Origin of the sequence: Sphingomonas sp. 22R3R2A-7, from assembly GCF_036856055.1 — a bacterium.
GTDB lineage: Bacteria > Pseudomonadota > Alphaproteobacteria > Sphingomonadales > Sphingomonadaceae > Sphingomonas.
Map to the genome: position 1 here is coordinate 2,770,618 of NZ_JASPFR010000001.1, position 18,680 is coordinate 2,789,297.

11 protein-coding genes, 1 tRNA gene and 4 pseudogenes are annotated in these 18,680 nt (G+C 65.9%); 6 read left to right on the top strand and 10 right to left on the bottom strand.

Going from position 1 to position 18,680, the window contains the following annotated elements; translation table 11 throughout:
- Positions 1-90: 90 nt before the first annotated feature.
- The 4 genes and pseudogenes from QP165_RS13275 to QP165_RS13290 form a co-directional block, all read right to left on the bottom strand.
- Positions 91-990, bottom strand: coding sequence for a pirin family protein (locus QP165_RS13275; protein WP_333995997.1), 900 nt, complete (start codon positions 988-990; stop codon positions 91-93).
- Positions 980-1,327, bottom strand: coding sequence for an NUDIX domain-containing protein (locus QP165_RS13280; protein WP_333995998.1), 348 nt, complete (start codon positions 1,325-1,327; stop codon positions 980-982). The genes QP165_RS13275 and QP165_RS13280 overlap by 11 nt, the downstream gene beginning before the upstream one ends.
- A gap of 233 nt (positions 1,328-1,560) precedes the next feature.
- A pseudogene (locus QP165_RS13285) lies at positions 1,561-2,281 on the bottom strand (glutathione S-transferase).
- Positions 2,281-2,568, bottom strand: coding sequence for a BolA family protein (locus QP165_RS13290; RefSeq protein WP_333995999.1), 288 nt, complete (start codon positions 2,566-2,568; stop codon positions 2,281-2,283). Before QP165_RS13290 ends, QP165_RS13285 begins: the two are co-directional and overlap by 1 nt.
- A gap of 137 nt (positions 2,569-2,705) precedes the next feature.
- Here QP165_RS13290 and QP165_RS13295 point away from each other — a divergent pair, with 137 nt between their 5' ends.
- On the top strand, positions 2,706-3,242 hold the full coding sequence (locus QP165_RS13295; RefSeq protein WP_082445926.1) for a J domain-containing protein: 537 nt from the start codon (positions 2,706-2,708) through the stop codon (positions 3,240-3,242).
- On the opposite strand, the gene QP165_RS13300 is transcribed toward QP165_RS13295, so the two are convergent.
- The 6 genes and pseudogenes from QP165_RS13300 to QP165_RS13325 all read right to left on the bottom strand — a co-directional run.
- Entirely contained in the window at positions 3,196-3,864 is a 669-nt protein-coding gene (locus tag QP165_RS13300) for a DUF922 domain-containing protein (RefSeq protein ID WP_333996000.1), read from the bottom strand. The two genes, QP165_RS13295 and QP165_RS13300, sit on opposite strands and share 47 nt — an antisense overlap.
- A complete protein-coding gene (locus QP165_RS13305; RefSeq protein ID WP_056020145.1) occupies positions 3,861-4,124 on the bottom strand; it encodes a ribbon-helix-helix domain-containing protein in 264 nt (87 codons plus the stop codon). Before QP165_RS13305 ends, QP165_RS13300 begins: the two co-directional genes overlap by 4 nt.
- Positions 4,125-4,131: 7 nt before the next feature.
- On the bottom strand, positions 4,132-5,955 hold the full coding sequence (gene cobT / locus QP165_RS13310) for a cobaltochelatase subunit CobT (protein WP_333996001.1): 1,824 nt from the start codon (positions 5,953-5,955) through the stop codon (positions 4,132-4,134).
- A gap of 4 nt (positions 5,956-5,959) precedes the next feature.
- A complete protein-coding gene (cobS, locus tag QP165_RS13315; RefSeq protein ID WP_055874633.1) occupies positions 5,960-6,964 on the bottom strand; it encodes a cobaltochelatase subunit CobS in 1,005 nt (334 codons plus the stop codon).
- A 134-nt stretch (positions 6,965-7,098) separates the two neighbouring features.
- Positions 7,099-11,781 (bottom strand): annotated as a pseudogene (locus QP165_RS13320) (NAD-glutamate dehydrogenase).
- Between the two features lie 555 nt (positions 11,782-12,336).
- Positions 12,337-12,946 (bottom strand): annotated as a pseudogene (locus tag QP165_RS13325) (PAS domain-containing protein); the annotation flags it as partial.
- Between the two features lie 175 nt (positions 12,947-13,121).
- Here QP165_RS13325 and QP165_RS13330 point away from each other — a divergent pair.
- The 5 genes and pseudogenes from QP165_RS13330 to QP165_RS20080 form a co-directional block, all read left to right on the top strand.
- A tRNA-Thr gene (locus tag QP165_RS13330) sits at positions 13,122-13,197 on the top strand.
- Positions 13,198-13,443: 246 nt separating this feature from the next.
- Positions 13,444-15,039, top strand: a complete 1,596-nt coding sequence (locus tag QP165_RS13335; protein ID WP_333996002.1) for a class I SAM-dependent DNA methyltransferase — start codon at positions 13,444-13,446, stop codon at positions 15,037-15,039.
- A complete protein-coding gene (locus tag QP165_RS13340) occupies positions 15,032-16,288 on the top strand; it encodes a restriction endonuclease subunit S (RefSeq protein ID WP_333996003.1) in 1,257 nt (418 codons plus the stop codon). The genes QP165_RS13335 and QP165_RS13340 overlap by 8 nt, the downstream gene beginning before the upstream one ends.
- Complete coding sequence (locus tag QP165_RS13345) at positions 16,288-17,487, top strand: FRG domain-containing protein (protein ID WP_333996004.1); 1,200 nt, start codon at positions 16,288-16,290, stop codon at positions 17,485-17,487. The genes QP165_RS13340 and QP165_RS13345 overlap by 1 nt, the downstream gene beginning before the upstream one ends.
- A 1-nt stretch (position 17,488) precedes the next feature.
- Positions 17,489-18,589 (top strand): annotated as a pseudogene (locus QP165_RS20080) (type I restriction endonuclease); the annotation flags it as partial.
- Positions 18,590-18,680: the final 91 nt, after the last annotated feature.

Consider the following 18,680-nt stretch of genomic DNA (forward strand, 5'->3'; position numbering starts at 1 on the left):
GGGGAGGGAAGGGAAACACCTGTTCCGTGTCCTCCCCCTCCGTCTCGCTGCGCGATCCACCTCCCCCTGGCGGGGGAGGATTTTCTGGGGTCAGGGGTAGCTGACCGTCTTCGGGATCGCGGGGATCTCGATCCATTCCTTCTCGTCGCCGGGCACCTTGGGGAAATTGCCCGCATTCCAGTCGCGTTTCGCCTGTTCGATGCGGTCGCGGTTCGAGCTGACGAAGTTCCACCAGACGTGGCGCGGCGTCGTGAACGCATCGCCGCCGCACAGCATCGCGCGGCCGCCGGTCGCCGAGCGGAGCGTCGCCGCGATGCCCGGGCGCAGCACGTAGAGCACCTGCGGCTCGAGCTTGACGCCCTCGAGCGTCGCCTCGCCCATCGCGAGGTAGATCGCGCGTTCCTCGGCGGCCGCGTCGATCGGCACGCTCGCACCCGGATCGAGCGCGATGTCGGCGTAGATCGTCCCCGAATAGGTCGTGGTCGGCGCGGTCTGGCCCCAGAGGCTGCCCATGATGATCCGCGAGCGCGCGCCGTGCGCCTCGATCACCGGCAGCTGTGCCTTGGTGACGTGTTCGAACGCGGGGTCGATCTCCTCGACCGCCTCGGGCAGCGCCAGCCAGGTCTGGATACCCGACAGATTGGGCCCTCCCGCGCGCTCGTCGCCGGGCGAGCGTTCGGAATGGACGATGCCGTGGCCCGCGGTCATCAGATTGACCGCGCCGGGCTCGATCCGCGCCTGCGTACCAAGCGAGTCACGGTGGTCGATCGCGCCGTCGAACAGATAGGTGACGGTCGACAGGTTGATGTGCGGATGCGGTCGCACGTCGATGCCCGTACCGACCTCGAGATGCGCGGGGCCCATCTGGTCGAAGAACAGGAACGGGCCGACCATCGTCCGTTCCTTGTTCGGCAGCGTGCGGTGGACCTTGAAGCCGCCCAGATCGTGCGTCGAGGGGAGGATGGTCTGGAGGACGAAATCATCCAGCATGGCGTGTCTCCGTGGCGTCGAGGAGTTCGACGAGGTCTGCTGGATAGAGGAGTTCGTCATGCCCCGCGATCTCGTTTCGGGAAAACCAGCGGTGACCGACGAGCAGCTTGCGCTCCTGATCGGTGAGCCCGCCCGCCGCCACGTCGCACGTCTCGACATCGACGCGGAAATAGCGTTCGTCGGCGGTGACCTCGACGCCTTCGAACGTGCGGAAGTCGACGACGCGGCGCGCGACCTCGGGGCCGCAATCCATGTCGAGCCCGACCTCTTCCCACAATTCACGACGCGCAGCGGTGGCGTAGCTCTCCCCGGATCGACCGCGCCGCCCGGCGTGCACCAGAGCGGCGGGCGATCGTCGGGGGTGAAGCGGAACATCAGCACGCGGTCCTGCGCGTCGACAAGCAGGATGCGCGCGGCGGGGCGCGGGGTGCGGCCTGATCCTCCCCCGCTAGGGGGAGGTGGCGCCGAAGGCGACGGAGGGGGCGGACACGGAACGGCGGTCATCGCTTGCCGCCCCCTCCGTCTCGCTGCGCGATCCACCTCCCCCTGGCGGGGAGGATCGAAACCGGCTCATGCGGCGTCGAGTTCGGGATAGTGGCGAAAGATGCCGTCGGTGTTGAACGCGATCCGGCGGTCGCTCTTCAGATACGCCTTGATGCCCGGCAGCGCGGCGACCTGGTCGCGGATGCGGACGAGGTTGGGATAATCGGGTTCGAGCGTCCTCATCCGCTGCGGGAACATGTAGCGCAGCCCCTCGACGATCTGGAACAGCGAGGTGTCGGCATAGCTCCATGCATGGTCGATCAGCCACTCGCCCGGATTGGCCTGTGCCGCATCCTCGAAATGGCCGAGGAACTTCGGCAGGCGCTCCTCGCGGAACTGCCTGGCGGCGCGCGCGGCCTCGGGCTTCTGGTCGTCATAATAGTCCATCATCGCGACCGGATGATGGACGTTGTGGACCTCCGCCACCAGATCCGCGATCGTCAACTGCAACTGGTTGAGCCACAGCCGGTCGGCCATCGTCGACGGCGCGATCGAATGCCGTTCGCCGAGATACATCAGGATGTTCGCGACCTGCGCGATCACCAGCCCCCTCTCCAGCGCCGGCCAGCTCGAGATAGGGCGGCGCGAACGGGGTGCGGCCGGTGCGGTCGTTGAGGTCCGCCATCAGCCCGTCCTCGCCGACCTGGCGCGCGCGGTCGTCATAGGGGATGCCGGCGGCTTCGAGCGCGAGGCGGACGAACTCGCCGCGCCCCTGAAGCGAAGGCCAGTACCACAAGATATAGGACATCAGAGCTCCCCGGGAGCGCGGGCCTTGATGGCGAGCGCGTGGATCTGCGTGCTCAACAGATCGGCGAGCGCGTGGTTCACGAGCCGCTGCCGCGCGACACGATTAAGTCCTTCGAACTTCGGCGTTTCCACTTCGACGCGGAAATGCGTCTCGCCCGTGCCGTCGTCGCCCATGTGGCCGGCGTGGAGTCCGCTCTCGTTGACGACGGTCAGCTGCGTGGGGTTGAGCGCGGTGGTGAGGCGCGCGGTGATCTGGTCCTGAACGGAGCCGGTGGCGAGGTCTGTCATGCGCCCTATATAGCCCGTTTTGGAAGCGCGGGGAGCCGGTGGCGGACGACGATCGACATGATGACGGGCGCAAGGCCCGGAAGGAGCGCCCAAGCCCGCGGTTTCACGGCCGCGTGGAAGGGACGGGGCGCGTCTGCATGTGGCCGGGCTGTGCCGAGCCGGGCGAATTCCGCGCGCCACCGCTGGAGGGCCCCAGTGATGGCGGGCCGCCACAGTTCCGCTGGTTCTGCCTCGAGCATGTCCGTGCGTTCAATGCGGGCTATAATTATTTCGACGGGATGACCGCGGACGAGATCCATCATGCGCAGCGACCGATGGCGGGCTGGGAGCGCGAGACGCGCGCGTTCGCGCATGGCGGCGGCGACACGCCGCCGAAATGGGCGGACTTCGCGGACCCGATCGATGCGATCGGCGCGCGCTTCGGCGAGCGGGTGGCGCAGGGTTTCGGGGGCGCGCGCAAGGACGGCCGCGTGCTGTCCGATGGCGAGCGGCGGTCGCTGCGCGTGCTGGGGCTCGGGACCGACACCGACCGGACGGCACTGCGCAAACGCTACAGCGAGCTCGTGCGGCGCTATCATCCCGATCGCAACGGCGGCGACCGCGCGCATGAATCGGAGCTGCAGAAGGTCATTGCGGCGTATCAGCATCTGAAGGGGGCGGCGGCGTTCGCGTGATTTCGGCGACATGCCTCCGGTGGCCTGCCGCGCGGGGTGAGGGGAAACTGGCGCCCTGCGTCGCGCCGTGCCCGGTCTCGCGGTCATAGGCGATGTGATAGGCGTCGATCGCCGCCAGCGCCGCGCGGGCCGCACGATCCGCGGTCGCGCACGTCGCGCTGCGGATTGCCGCGAGCACGTCGCTCCGGCGGTCATAGGTATAGGCGACGTGCCCCGCCTCGTGCACCATGAGCGCCGCGAGATAACGGTCCCAGGCGGTGCGTTCGGCCGGGGTCAGGCGCGCCGTCCCCGCGAGACGCGGTAGCCGCACGGTGGCGGTGTAGCGGATCGTCGCCCTGCGGAGATCGCACCCGCCGCCGCGCGTGCGCGGCCAGCTCCAGCGCATGTCCCAGCTGCTGACCGCGTCGACGCGCGTGCCGTCATGCGCATCGGTCGGTCGCCTGGCATCGATCGACCGGCGGACAGCCAGCGCATCGTCACCCTCGACGAGATAGGGCGCGATCGTGACGTTGGGGATCGATGCGAAAGCGTCGCGCGTCGGCGTGGCCGATACCGGGCTGGTCAACAGCGCGCCCGCCGCCAGCGACGCGACACGACGCACAGTGGCAGGCGATGCGATCATTGCGACGCGTCGCGATCCGGTCGATGATGCGCGAGCAGCCACGTCCGCAGCGCGCTCGCGAGGTTGGGCGGATCGTCGCCCTTGATCCGGATCGCATCGATTTCCGCGACCAGTGCCGACAGCGGGAGCGCTGCCCCGCGCGCGGCGGTTTCGAGCGCCTGCCAGAAGATCGGCTCGAGGCTGATCGAAGTCTGGTGGCCCGCGATCGTGATCGACCGCTTCACGGGACCATGAAACCCGTCGCGCGGCGCGGCGATCACGCCCGCCTCACTCGGTATCGAAAAGCGAGGCGAGCTGTTCGATGATCGTGCCGCCGAGTTGCTCGACGTCCATGATCGTGACCGCACGCGCATAATAGCGCGTCACGTCGTGGCCGATCCCGATCGCGACGAGTTCGACCGGCGACTTGGTCTCGATCCAGCCGATCACCTGACGCAGATGGCGTTCGAGATACGAGCCCGAATTCACGCTGAGCGTCGAATCGTCGACCGGCGCGCCGTCGCTGATCACCATCAGGATGCGGCGTTCCTCGGGCCGCGCGACGAGCCGGGCATGCGCCCACATCAGCGCCTCGCCGTCGATATTCTCCTTCAGCAACCCCTCGCGCATCATCAGCCCGAGCGAGTTGCGTGCGCGGCGCCATGGTTCGTCGGCGCGCTTGTAGACGATGTGGCGGATGTCGTTGAGCCGGCCCGGCTGCGGCGGACGCCCCGCGGCCAGCCACGTCTCGCGCGACTGGCCGCCCTTCCAGGCGCGCGTCGTGAAGCCGAGAATCTCGGTCTTCACGCCGCAGCGCTCGAGCGTACGCGCGAGGATGTCCGCGCTGATCGCGGCGATCGAGATCGGGCGGCCGCGCATCGATCCCGAATTGTCGATCAGCAGCGTGACGACGGTGTCGCGGAAATCGGTCTCGCGCTCGGCCTTGTAGCTCAGCGACAGCGTCGGGTTGACGATCACGCGGGCGAGCCGCGCGGCATCAAGAATGCCTTCCTCCTGGTCGAAATCCCACGAGCGCGACTGCTGCGCCATCAGGCGGCGCTGCAGCCGGTTGGCGAGCTTCGAGACCGCGGACTGGAGATGGACGAGCTGCTGGTCGAGATAGCCGCGCAGTCGTGCCAGTTCCTCGGCGTCGCACAGCTCGGTCGCGGCGATGACCTCGTCGAACTGCGTCGTCCACGGCTTGTAGTCGAACGCGGTGCCCATGTCGGCGAAGGGCCGGTTGGGGCGGACGGGCTGCATGCCCTCCTCGCCGTCATCGCCGGGCTCGCCGTCGATGTCGTCCATCGACTCGTCGCTCTGCTCCTGGCCGTCGCTCTCCTCGTTCTGCTGCTCGGACTGTTCGCCGCGCGCCTCGACTTCGCCCTGGCCGTCCTCGCCCTGGTCGTCGCCTTCGTCGCCCTCGTCCTGCTGCTGCTCGTCGGTGCCCTCGTCCTCGGAGCCGTCTTCGTCGCTGTCTTCGGGGACCTGCTGTCCCTCGACCAGCTCAAGCTCCTCGAGCATCTTGCGCGCAAGGCCCTGGAACGTCTTCTGGTCGTCGATCGCATAGGCGAGCGCGTCGAGATCGGTCTTCTGCTCGATCCAGTCGCGAACCAGTGCAAGGCCGGGGGCGGCGATCGCGGGCGATTCCTGCCCGGTCAGCCGCTCGCGCACCATCAGCCCGAGCGCGGTCGACAGCGGCACCTCGTCACGGTTGCGCGCGCGCGTGATCGGATCGGCGCGCAGCCGCACGTCGAGCGCCATCGCGAGATTGTCGCTGATCCCGGCATAGCCGCGCGACCCCAGCGCCTCGACACGTGCGGTCTCGACCGCATCGAACACCGCACGCGCGACCGCCTCGACCGGCGCGGCACGGGTGTGCAGCGCGATGTCGTGATGCTTCAGCTGCAGCGCGAACCCGTCGGCGAACCCGCGCGCTTCCGCGACCTGCTCGGGCGGCAGCGCACGCGCGGGCATCGGTACCTTGATGTGCTTGCCCGATTGCGCGGGCGCGTCCGCGGTGAAGGCGAGCTCGACCTCGGGCTCCTCCGCAATCGCGCGCGCGGTCCCGGCGAGAACCGCCTTGAACCGGTCGAGAGGCGTTTCGTTCGCCAAGGCCTCAGGCCTTCCCCACCACGCTCTCGGGCAGGTCCTTGCCGAACACGCGCTGGTAATATTCCGCCACCAGCGGCCGCTCGGCCTCGTCGCACTTGTTGAGGAACGAGAGGCGGAACGCGAAGCCGACGTCACCGAAGATCAGCGCGTTCTGCGCCCAGGTAATGACGGTACGCGGGCTCATCACGGTCGAGATGTCGCCGTTAACGAAGCCCTTGCGCGTCATGTCGGCAACGCGGACCATGTTCTCGACGACCTTCTTGCCGTCGGGCTTGTCATATTCGCCCGACTTGGCGAGCACGATCTGCGCCTCGACCTTGGCGGGGAGGTAGTTGAGCGTGACGACGATGTTCCAGCGGTCCATCTGACCCTGGTTGATCTGCTGCGTGCCGTGATACAGCCCGCTGGTGTCGCCGAGGCCGACCGTGTTGGCGGTCGCGAACAGGCGGAACCACGGGTTCGGGCGGATCACGCGGTTCTGGTCGAGCAAGGTCAGCTTGCCCTCGGTCTCGAGCACGCGCTGGATCACGAACATCACGTCGGGACGCCCTGCGTCATATTCGTCGAACACGAGCGCGGTCGGGGTCTGCAGCGCCCAGGGGAGCAGGCCTTCGCGGAACTCGGTGATCTGCTGGCCGTCCTTGAGGACGATCGCGTCGCGGCCGATCAGGTCGATGCGGCTGATATGCGCGTCGAGGTTGATGCGGATGCACGGCCATTTGAGGCGTGCCGCGACCTGTTCGATATGCGTCGACTTGCCGGTGCCATGATAGCCCTGGACCATCACGCGGCGGTTGTGCGCAAAGCCCGCGAGGACCGCGAGCGTCGTGTCCGCATCGAAGACATAGGCGGGATCAAGATCGGGGACGCGTTCGTCGGCTTCGGAGAAGGCGGGCACCTCCATGTCCGAATCGATGCCGAACATCTCGCGCACCTTCACCATGCGGTCGGGGGCGTCGAGGATCGTGGTTTCGCGGCTGTCGGGCTGGGTATTGGGAATATCGGTCATATTGGCCTCGTGTTCCCGGTAGCTCTAGGCCAAGCGCGGGGCGTTACTCAACCGCTGCGTATGCGATTGGCGGGAAGAGTGTGACGAACCGCCGGGCAGGCGCGGAGTTCCGCCCGGCGGTGTCGCCTGTCCGCTTATCGCCCGAGCAGGACGCGCGCCTGACCGGCGATCTGCGCAAGCATCGCCGCATTCGGTACCGCGGCATGACGCGCGCGGTCGATCACCGCCCTGAACTGCGTGATGCGCGGGGCATTGGCGGCGAGCCACGTATCGACCGCGCCCTGCGGGTCCTTCGCGCCGCACCGGGCGAGGAATTCGAGGCGCAGCTGCTGGAAATCGCGGGCAAGCCCCGCGATCAGCAGGCGTTCCCACGGATCGCTCGGCGTGATCCGCGCGGCATTCGCCTGCGCCCAGTCGAGACCGAGCGCCTGGCCGAGATGCGTGAACGCGCGCGTCAGCACCGCCTCGTCGAGCGACAGCCGCTCACCCAGATCGGCAAGCCCGACCGCACCATCGAGCTCGAACAGCCGGACGACGGCCAATGCGAGATCATGCGGCGCGCCGGCCGCCTCGAGCTGCGCGGCGATCCGTCCGCTCTGCGCGCTGGCCTCCTCGAGCAGCAGCGCCTTGGTCTGCCCGTCGAGATGATGGATGCCCTTGCCGAGGCGGTCGAGCACCGTGCCCGGCATCGTCCCCGGAGCCGACACGCGGAGCAGATCGGCGATCTGCGACCGGGTCGCGACCGCGACCTCGTCGAACAGCGCGATCCGCGCGGCCTCGGGCATCGATCGCCGTTCGATGTCCGTCCACAGCGCGGGCAGGTCGAACAACCGTTCGGCGACCACGAACATCGCCGCGATGTCGCCCATCGCCGCGCCTTCCTCTTCGGCAAGCTCGAACGGGTGGAGCACGCCGAGGCGGTTGACGATGCGATTGGCCAGTTTCGTCGCGACGATCTCGCCGCGCAGCCGGTGCTCCTCGATCGCCTGCGCGAACGTGTCGCGCATTGCCTTGGGGAACGCGGCATACAGATCGGGGAGCAACGCCGGATCGTCGCCCAGACCGCTCTGCTCGATCGAATCCTGCAGCGCGAGCTTGGCGGTCGCGAGTAGCACGGCGAGCTCGGGACGCGTCAGGCCGTGCCCGTCGAGCCCGCGACGCAGCAGGTCGTCGTTCGAGCCCAGCCCCTCGACCGCCCGATCGAGCCGGCCATCGGCCTCGAAGATCTCGATGACGCGGACATAGCTCGGCATCGACGCGGGGCCACCGCCGCCGGTCGCGGCGATGCCACCCGCGGGGCCGACGCCGATCGCGGCAGCACCCGCGCCCTCGGCGATCGACAGCGCGAGCGTCTGGAGACGATTGTCCTCGAGCACGAGATGCGCGACGTCGTCGGTCATGCTCGCGAGCAGCGTGTTGCGCGTCTCGTAGTCGAGCCGGCCCTCGATCATCTCGCGGTTGAGCGCGATCTTGATGTTGACCTCGTTGTCCGAGCAGTCGACGCCCGCCGAATTGTCGATGAAGTCGGTGTTGATCCGCCCGCCGCGCTCGGCGAACGCGATGCGCGCGGCCTGCGTGACGCCGAGATTGGCGCCTTCGCCGATCGCGGTGACGCGCAGATCCTCGGCATTGACGCGCAGACGGTCGTTGGCGGGGTCGCCGACCTGGACGTTGTTCTCCGCCGCCGCCTTCACATAGGTGCCGATGCCGCCGAACCACAGCAGATCGGCAGGCGCCTTGAGGATCGCGGAGATCAGCGCGCCGGGCTCGATCTCGTCGAGCGTGATCCCGAGCACGGCCTGCGCCTGTTTCGACAGCTTGATGACCTTGGCGGTGCGCGCGTGGACGCCGCCGCCCTCCGAGATCAGCGCGGTGTCATAGTCCGCCCAGCTCGAGCGGGGGAGCGCGAACATCCGCGCGCGCTCGTCCCAGCTCGCCGCGGGATCGGGGTCCGGGTCGATGAAGATGTGGCGATGGTCGAACGCCGCGACGATCTTGAGCGATTTCGACAGCAGCATGCCGTTGCCGAACACGTCGCCCGACATGTCGCCGCAGCCGACGACGGTGATCGGATCGCTCTGCACGTCGATGCCGCGCTCGGCGAAGTGCCGCTGGACCGAGACCCAGGCGCCCTTGGCGGTGATCCCCATCGCCTTGTGGTCATAGCCGACCGACCCGCCGCTCGCGAACGCGTCGCCGAGCCAGAAATCGCGGTCGAGCGCGAGCGCGTTGGCGACGTCGCTGAACGTCGCGGTCCCCTTGTCCGCGGCGACCACGAAATAGGGATCCTCGCCATCGAGGATCGCGACGCCCGCCGGATGCACGACCTTGCCCTCGACGATGTTGTCGGTGATCGACAGCAGGGTGCGGATGAAGATCCGGTAGCTCTCGGTGCCCTCCGCCAGCCACGCGTCGCGGTTCGACGGGGCAGGGAGCTGTTTGGGATAGAAGCCGCCCTTCGCGCCGGTCGGCACGATGACCGCGTTCTTGACGCGCTGCGCCTTCATCAGCCCGAGGATCTCGGTGCGGAAATCGTCGCGCCGGTCGGACCAGCGCAGCCCGCCGCGCGCGACCGGGCCGGCGCGCAGATGGATACCCTCGATCCGCGGGCTGTACACCCAGATCTCGCGCCATGGCACGGGCGCGGGGAGGCCGGGGATCAGGTGGCTGTCGAGCTTGAACGCGAGCGCCTCGGCGGCGGCAGGCGTGAAGGCGTTGGTGCGCAGCGTCGCGCCGACCAGGCTGTGATAGGCGCGCAGGATGCGATCGTCGTCGATCGCGGTGACCGCATCGAGCCCGGCCTCGATCGCGGCGTCGGCGTCCGCCGGGTGGCCGTCGTTCGCGGGATCATGCGCGGCCGCAAAGCGTGCGATCAACGCGGTCGCGACCTTCGGTGCGCGGCGCAGCGCGTCGACCACGGTGGTCAGGCCGTAGGGCAGCCCCGCCTGGCGCAGATAGCGGAACCACGCGCGGAACAGCACGACCGCCTGCGGGCTCATGCCGACCTCGACGATCAGGCGGTTGAACGCGTCGTTCTCGGCCGCGCCCTCGAGCACCGCCGCAATGGCGCGCTCGAGCGTCGCCGCGTCGGTGTGCGAGGCGTCGTCATTCGCCTCAAGCACGAAGTCGTGGACGAACGGATCGCTGTCCTCGCGCAGCCGCGTCGGCAGCTCGCCGATCACGCGGAAGCCGAAATTCTCGAGCACCGGCACCGCATCGGACAGCTTGAGCGCACCGCCGAGACGGTAGATCTTGAGCTGGCGATCTTCGCCGGGCGCGCTCTCGATCAGGCGGACGCCGCGCGATCCCGGATTGTCGAGCGCGGCAAGCCGCTGGATGTCCGCGGCGGCATCGGCCGCGGTGCTGACGTTGCGGTAATTCTGCGGGAAGGCGGCGGCCCAGCGCAGCGCGAGGCGCGCGGCGCGCGGCGGTGGCAACGTCTCGACCAGGGCCGCCTCGACGTCGGACACCCAGCCGCGGACCATCCGCTGAAGCCGCAGCGCGAGCGGCGCGACATCGGGCATCCGGCCGTCGCCGCGCAGGTCGAGCGTATAGCGCAGCATCGCCACCTCGCCATCCTCGAGCGCGATCGACCAGTTGAGGATGCTCGCATTGGCGGCCTCGGCGAGCATGTCGCCGATCGCCACGCGGCGCCCGGTCGTGACGTCGTCACGCGGCAGCCAGACGAACCCGAACAGATGGCGGCCGAGCGCCGATTCGACCAGCACGAGCGCCGGGCGCGGGCGATCCGCGAGGCTCATCGCGGTCAGCGCGAGGTCCTCGAGCGCATCGGGGGAAAGGCGACGACGAGGTCGTGCGGGAGCGCGGTCAACGCATGCGTCAGCGCCTTGCCGGCATGGCCGCGCGGATCGAACCCGAACTTCGCCTTCATCGCGGCGAGCCGCGTGCGGAGCACGGGCACGTCGCGCGGCATCGCCGCCAGCGCCGCGCTGGTCCACAACCCGCTATAGATCGACAGTCCGCCGATCCGGTCGCCTTCCATCACCGGCACGACGACGAGGTCGAGCGGCACCGCGCGGTGGACGGTCGAGATGAGGTTCGATTTCAGCAGCAGCGGCGCGAGGTTCCCCGCCCCGAACCACTCGATCGCGAGCATCCGCGACGCTTCGGCAAGGATCGGGACGGCATGCTGGTTGCGCGCGATGCCCAGCGCCGCCCCGGCGCTGCCGTCACGATGCCAGACCTGGTGGCCCAGCAGCGTCAGATGGCCATCGAGGAACCAGCGGAGCAGCGCTGCGCCCTCCGCATCGGGGCCGTCGCTGTGGAGCAGCGCGATGTCGGTCGCCATCGCGCCCTGCATCGCGCGCCAGTCCTTCACCGCGGCGCGGACATCGGCGAGCACCGACGTCAGTTCCTCGATCAGCCCGCGACGATCGCGCGCGTCGGCACGTTCCATCTCGAGATAGATCATCGATTCGGCGTTACCCGAATCGCCGATCGACTGCAGGACGCCGTCGGGGCTGCGAACGGTGTGGACGACTGGGTGGATGATCCGGTCGATCGCGATGTCCTGCCCGGCGATCGCGGCGGCGATCAGAATCGACGAGGAACGGCATGTCGTCGTTGACGATCGCCAGACGCATCCGCCGTCGCGTGTCGTCCGTGCTGATCGGCTCGAGCGCGATCACGGGCAGCCCATCGCCGCGCTGGCGTGCGGTGGCGGCGACGAAGGCGGCGGCCTGTCCGGCCTCCGCCTTGCCGAAATCGTTGAGTTCGCCGGGCAATGCGCGCTCGGTCAATCGAGCGGACAGCGCCTCGGTCAGCGGGTCGATGAGGGTCGAAGAATGATCAGCCATGCGCGAGCCTATGCGCTCGGCGTTGATCGACCTCAAGGCTTGTGGCGGCTGCGAAGATGCATGCTGCAGTGCGGGATGTGCAGGTCCGGACCCGGATCCCGGTGCCGCCGCGGGCGCGTAGCATTGCCGCCTGACACCCTATCTGTCGATCGCCTCCAGCGCGCGCGCGATGAGCGGCTGGTCATCGGTGATCGCGCCGACGATGTCGAAACCGCCGCCCGGCGCGACGCGCGCGACGAGCAGCACGACGTCACCGGTCCGCACGCCGGCCGGCAGCGCTTTGCCGTCGATCGCGACATGCGCGAGCACGGCGCTGGCGCTGGCGCTGGCGCTGGCGTGCGTCGGCGAGGCGGCGATGTCGGCGGATGACGGCGCCGACGGGGGCGGGGCGTCGAACTGAGCGCTCGGTCCGTCCGCCCAGATCGGGACGCCAGGCGACGTGGCATGCGCATGACCGACGGACGCGCCGCCCTGGGTGCCGCCCGAGATACCGCCAAGCCCCGGCATGTCTGGCGCCGTCATGGCGTAGGCTGCGAGGCCCGCATGGCTGCGCGGCGGCATCGCACGCACCGCGGCGTCGAGCTCGGCCGCCAGCGTCGCCTGCAATCCCGCGTCGGCGAGCTCCTTCCAGTTGATCACGCCGTAGAGGAAATCGATTCCCTCGTCGTTCGAGGCGAACGGCATCAGGATGCCGCGGTACAGCGTGGTCCGGCCGCGGCTGTTGACGAATTCGGCTTCGAATCCCACGGGTGCGCGATTCGCGATGATTTGCAGATAGTGATCGGTCAGTCGCGACAGCAGCGAGCGGCTGGGTACGTCGGCGATCGAGATCGATCCGCCCGACCAGCCCGCATTCCTCGCGCAGCGCGGTCCCCAGGAACGCGATTCCGGGGTCGGTAATCGGCATCCCGCCGCATTGCGGATCTGCGCCGTTCGGGGTCCTGAAATCCATCAGGACGCTGTGCGGGCCGAAATCGGCGATCGAGCCGGGGTCGAGATCGGCGATCGTCGGATAGGGGCGTCCCTTCAGCAGCGATACCCAGTGGTTATACGCGCGGACATGCATTCGCCGCTCGTCACCGCCGAGATCGAACATGACGTCGTTGATCCCGGCATCGGCGGCATCGCCGGCACCGGTCGTGGCTGCACTCCCCTCGGCCCGCATGGTGGCCTGGCCGTCATCAAGTTCGCGCGCACTCGTCATGCCAAAACTTCCCCGTGTCATGGTACCATGCTGTGCACCGCGTTTGGTAAACGGAGCGTAAATCCGCGTTGGCGCTTGTCAGCGCGAATTTCCCCTGTTAAGCGCCGCCCCCTCGACCGGAGAGATCCATCGTCGGGCCGCTTTAGCTCAGCTGGTAGAGCATCGCATTCGTAATGCGGGGGTCACAGGTTCGAGTCCTGTAAGCGGCACCACCTAATTTATGCCACTTCCGCAAGGCGAGCCTGGAGCTGGCTTGCGAACGGCGTTCCGGATGCAAAGCCGTTTGGGTCCTGTGTGGGGCGCTTTGTGTAGGGAAAGTGGCCCGACCTTCGCCATACCTCTTTGAGCAGCTTCGTTGCGCTCCGCCTCGCGGGTAACATTGGCTCGTTGCCGAATGTCGAAGGTCCAGCTTGCCGTTGGGTGCCGGGCGCGGCTAGGCCAGTATCGGGGGAGTTTACATGGCGTCACAATTTAATAGCGGCAGCGACCTTGGCTTTGAGGCCGAACTGTTCAAGTCAGCTGACATGCTGCGGGGCAGTCTTGAGCCTTCGGGTTACAAGCATGTCGCGCTTGGCCTCATTTTCCTCAAGTATATCTCCGATGCTTTTGATGCGCACCACGCTAAACTCGCCGAAGAGGAATATGCCGAGCCTGAAGACCCCGAAGAATATTTGGCCGCCAATGTGTTCTGGGTGCCGGCCGAAGCTCGCTGGGCCTATTTGCAGGCCAATGCCAAGCGCCCGAAAATTACCTTCACCGATGTAAATACCGGCAAGGAACGCGAAGGCGACATTGGCAATCTGATCGACAACGCAATGGATTCGATCGAATCCGCCAATGCGGCGGTCTTGAAAGATGTTCTGCCCAAGGCTTATGGCAGCCCTCAACTTGACAAGACGATGCTGGGCGCATTGATCGACCTGTTTTCCAAGGTCGGGATGCACGGTGCCGGTCACAAATCGAAAGATTTGCTGGGCCGTGCCTATGAGTATTTCATCAGCCAGTTTGCCGGGGCCGAAGGGCGGCGTGGCGGCGAGTTCTTCACGCCGCGCTCCGTCGTGCAAACTATCGTTGAGATGCTGGAACCGCACAATGGTCGGGTTTACGATCCGTGCTGCGGCTCTGGGGGCATGTTCGTGCAGTCCGAACGCTTCATCGAAAACCATCAGGGCCGCCGTAGTGATATTGCGATCTATGGGCAGGAGCGCACCCACGCCACGTGGAAGCTGTGCAAGATGAACCTTGCCGTGCGCGGCATCGATGCGGACATCAAGTGGAACAACGAGGGATCGTTCCTGAACGATGCTTTCCCTACGCTGAAATTCGATTATGCGATGGCTAACCCGCCGTTCAATATCTCGGACTGGTGGCAGCCGCAGCTAGAGGGCGATGTGCGCTGGCAATATGGCCAGCCACCAGCGGGCAACGCGAATTTTGCATGGCTTCAGCATATCATACACCATCTCGCCCCGCGCGGCACGGCAGGCGTGGTGCTGGCCAATGGCTCAATGTCGTCGCAGCAATCGGGCGAAGGCGAGATTCGCAAGACCATGATCGAAAAGGACGTGGTGGATTGCATGGTCGCGCTGCCGGGCCAGCTTTTCTATTCCACCCAGATTCCCGCCTGCCTGTGGTTTCTGGCGCGCGACAAGAGTGCGAACGGGCACCGCCACCGCAAGGGCGAATTCCTGTTCATCGATGCCCGCAACCTGGGCCATATGGTGGACCGCACCCGACGCGAGTTTTCGGACAGCGACATCGCAGCGATCACCGGAGCCTATCACCGCTGGCGGGCCAAGCCCGATGCCGGACTGGGCGCGTATGAGGACATTCCCGGCTTCTGCCGGTCGGCCACCATCGAAGAGGTGCGCAAACATGGCTTTGTGCTGACGCCGGGTCGCTATGTCGGGACGGAAGATGCCGAGGACGACGGCGTGACCTTTGAGGAGCGGTTCGGCGCGTTCCGCACACAACTTCAAGGGCATCTCAAAGCGTCAGGGATCAGCGAAGCACGCCTCGAAACAGCATTGGGCAGGTTGGTCGAAGATGACTGATTGGCCGACGAAGCCACTCAAGGAGTTGTGCGATCCGAAGCGGTCAATCGCTTACGGCATCGTCCAGCCGGGCAAGCCGACCATTGGCGGAGTCCCGATTGTGCGGGTGAATAATTTCAACGCCACCGGATTGGATTTGTCAGAGGTTCTTTCCGTCGATCCGGCTATCGAAAGGCAATACAGCCGCTCACGCCCTCAGCCATCAGATGTCCTCGTGACCCTTGTTGGCAGTATCGGTCAAGTGGCCATTGCTCCAAAAAATATCAGCGGCTGGAATTTGGCTCGCGCGGTCGGACTTATCCCCACGCCTGACCATCACCACGCCGAATGGATCGCATATTCGATTCGCAACAAGGGCGCGCAGGACTTCATAAAGCAACACGCCAACACAACGGTGCAGGCAACTTTCAACTTGGGTGATTTGGCAAAGCTGCCTGTCCCTTACCCTGACCAAGACACGCGGGAAGGCATTCTCGAAGTCCTGTCCGCGATTGACGGTCGCATCGAACTCAACCGGCGGATAAATGAGACGCTGGAGGGGATGGCGCGGGCGATTTTTAGGGACTGGTTTGTTGATTTCGGCCCTGTGCGCCGCAAGGCGGCTGGCGCAACCGATCCGCAAGCGATCATGGGCGGGCTGACCACCGACCCGGCACAGGCCGCAACCCTCGCCGCCCTCTTCCCCGCCGCGTTCGGCGCTGACGGCTTGCCGGTGGGGTGGAGCCGCCAAACCGTGGAAAGGATCGTCGAACTGGCCTACGGCAAATCCCTGCCCAAGACAGTCCGGAAAGATGGCCCGTTTCCCGTTTATGGGTCTGGCGGCATCTCCGGGACGCATTCCACGGCACTTGTCAGCGGTCCTGGCATCATTGTTGGTCGAAAAGGGACGGTGGGCAGCCTCTATTGGGAGCCGGGCGATTTCTTCGCAATTGACACAGTGTTCTATGTCGTTCCCAAGGCAGGCATCCCGCTTAACTTTGCGTGGCACTTGCTCAATACGCTTGGCTTAGAGGGCATGAACACTGATGCAGCCGTTCCGGGTCTCAATCGCGGAAATGCTTATCGGTTGGAGTTTGCCTTTGGCGGCGCTGCGCTTCTGGATGCTTTCGAGAAGGTCGCCGGACCGCTGCGGGCGAGGCAAGATGCCAGCAACGCTGAAACGCAAACCCTCGCCGAAACCCGCGACTACCTTCTGCCCCGGCTAATGTCCGGCGCGGTGCGCGTAGTGCCGCAGGTTGAGGCTGCCTGATGGCCGAGCCCTATTTCCGCTCGCTGCCGTTGTTCCCCGCCTATGCGATTGGCGATGTGGCGATCGACGGGCTGGTTCCGGCCTGCCGGGTGGAAAGCTGGGAAGCGTTCATCGTCGCCATGCGCTCACCGGAACATAATCTGGCGAAGGGTGAAATGGTCTATCGCGGGCAGGCCGGGCATGACTGGCACTTGTCCTCCACGCTCGCCCGACTGTTTGATGGCGGATCGGTGCCGCAGGAGCATCAGGACAATCTGCTGGCGCAATTCCGCCTCGCCATGCGCGGGCGCGGGCTGGACTGTAGCAAGCTGGAGGATGAGGAGCTATGGGCCTTTGGCCAGCACCACGGCTTGCGCACTCCGCTGATCGACTGGACGAAATCGCCCTATGTCGCGCTGTTCTTCGCCTTTGATGAGCCGGATGTGGCGGGGCAGGACAATCCGTCGCGCGCGGTGTTCTGCCTGAACATGGCGGCGATCCGCGCCGATGAAAGCCTGTCCACGATCATCTTTGAACCCACGCACCACGAAAATGCGCGGCTGGTGAACCAGGCGGGGCTGTTCACTATAACGCCCAGCGGCAGGGAGAATCTGGTTTCCGCCATCCTCAACGAACTGGCCGAAAACGAGGTCATCAACCCCGACGATCCGATGGACGTGGCCCGCTATATCAGCAAGATCCACGTGCCGAACGAAAACCGCGTGGAATGCCTCAACACGCTGCGCAAGATGAATATCCACCACGCCAACCTGTTTCCCGATCCGGGCGGCGCATCGAAATACAGCAACGACTGGCTTAGTCGGCTGATCGCGGAAGAACGGCGGGACGCGGCAGCGGCTGCGGCAGCTCAAAAGGCAGAACTTGAAAAGAGAGTCGACCCGGCGGCCGTAGCGGCGGAGGACGGGGAGAATCCCGAGCTCATTTCAAAGATTTTGCGTCAAACGTTGGGCAACAACGCTGACTTTCCCGACGATCTACTGGCCAATTGGTCTGGAAAGATCGAATCGCTTTACAGCCGAAACGCCGAAATCGATTGGCCTAAACGACCTGCATCCCAGCTTCGCTTGAAGCTGGATTTTCGCCGCTTCTTCCTCTCAAACGGGTTGGACAAGGAAATGGCAGAAATTTGTGCGCGGCGAATGATTGGCTTTTTTATAGCAAAATGGAGGGTCGCACACAAAGAGATGAACGGGAGTTGAGGTGAGTATCACCGAAGATATTGTCGAACTGGCGGCGCTGGAAACCCTGCAAGAGTTGGGCTGGTCCTACCTCCACGGCTCGGTGATCGCGCCCGATGGCGTGGCTCCCGAACGGCGATCCTTCGGCGATGTCATACTTGTCGGACGGCTGGAAGCGGCGATTGCCCGGCTTAATGAAGATGCCCCGGATGCAGCGCGCACCGAGGCCATGCGCAGGGTGCTCACGGGCGAGCTTCCCTCACTTGTTGAGGAGAGCCGCCGCATCCACAAGCTGCTCACCGAAGGCGTCGATATCGAATATCGCGGCAACACGGGCCAGACCGCGTCTACCAAAATCTGGCTGATCGATCTTGACCGCCCCGACGCCAACGACTGGCTGGCGGTCAACCAATTTACCGTGGTCGAGAGCCGGGCCAACCGCCGCCCTGATGTGGTGCTGTTCGTCAACGGCCTGCCCCTAGCGGTGCTGGAATTAAAGAACGCCGCATCGAAGAACGCGACGCTGACCGACGCCTACAACCAGTTGCAGACCTATCTCCAGCAGATACCCAGCTTGTTCAGCACGAATGCCGTGCTCGTGACTTCGGACGGGATGAAAGCGCGGATCGGCTCGATCACCGCCGATCAGGAACGTTTCATGCCGTGGCGGACAGTGGACGGGCTGGACTTTGCCCATCGCGGTACACCCGAACTGGAAACCCTGCTACGCGGGGTGTTCACGCGCCAAAACCTGCTGGCGCTGATCCGCGATTTCATCGTGTTTGGCGACAAGGGGGAGGGTCCGTTCAAGATCGTTGCGGGCTATCACCAGTTCCACGGTGCACAGAAAGCGGTGCGGCAGGCGATTGAAGCAACCAGCCCGGACGGTGATCGCAAGATCGGTGTCATCTGGCACACACAAGGATCGGGCAAGAGCTTGTTAATGGCGTTCTTTGCCGGGCTGGCGGTGAAATCGCAGTCGCTGGAAAACCCCACGCTGGTGATCCTCACCGACCGCAACGATTTGGACGATCAGCTCTTCGGCACCTTCGGCCTATGCCGTGACCTCATCCGGCAGAACCCGGAGCAGGCCGATAGCCGCAGCGATCTGAAGCAGCTTCTGGACAAGGCGGCGGGCGGCGTGGTGTTCACCACGGTCCAGAAATTTTCCCCGGAGAAGGGCGAGGAGAGATTCCGCTGCTATCCGCCCGGCG

Excerpts from the sequence above, each read along its gene's own strand:
- QP165_RS13275 (WP_333995997.1), bottom strand. The coding sequence starts at position 990 with ATGCTGGATGATTTCGTCCTCCAGACCATCCTCCCCTCGACGCACGAT.
- QP165_RS13290 (WP_333995999.1), bottom strand. The coding sequence starts at position 2,568 with ATGACAGACCTCGCCACCGGCTCCGTTCAGGACCAGATCACCGCGCGC.
- QP165_RS13295 (WP_082445926.1), top strand. The coding sequence starts at position 2,706 with ATGTGGCCGGGCTGTGCCGAGCCGGGCGAATTCCGCGCGCCACCGCTG.
- QP165_RS13300 (WP_333996000.1), bottom strand. The coding sequence starts at position 3,864 with ATGATCGCATCGCCTGCCACTGTGCGTCGTGTCGCGTCGCTGGCGGCG.
- cobS (WP_055874633.1), bottom strand. The coding sequence starts at position 6,964 with ATGACCGATATTCCCAATACCCAGCCCGACAGCCGCGAAACCACGATC.
- QP165_RS13335 (WP_333996002.1), top strand. The coding sequence starts at position 13,444 with ATGGCGTCACAATTTAATAGCGGCAGCGACCTTGGCTTTGAGGCCGAA.
- QP165_RS13340 (WP_333996003.1), top strand. The coding sequence starts at position 15,032 with ATGACTGATTGGCCGACGAAGCCACTCAAGGAGTTGTGCGATCCGAAG.
- QP165_RS13345 (WP_333996004.1), top strand. The coding sequence starts at position 16,288 with ATGGCCGAGCCCTATTTCCGCTCGCTGCCGTTGTTCCCCGCCTATGCG.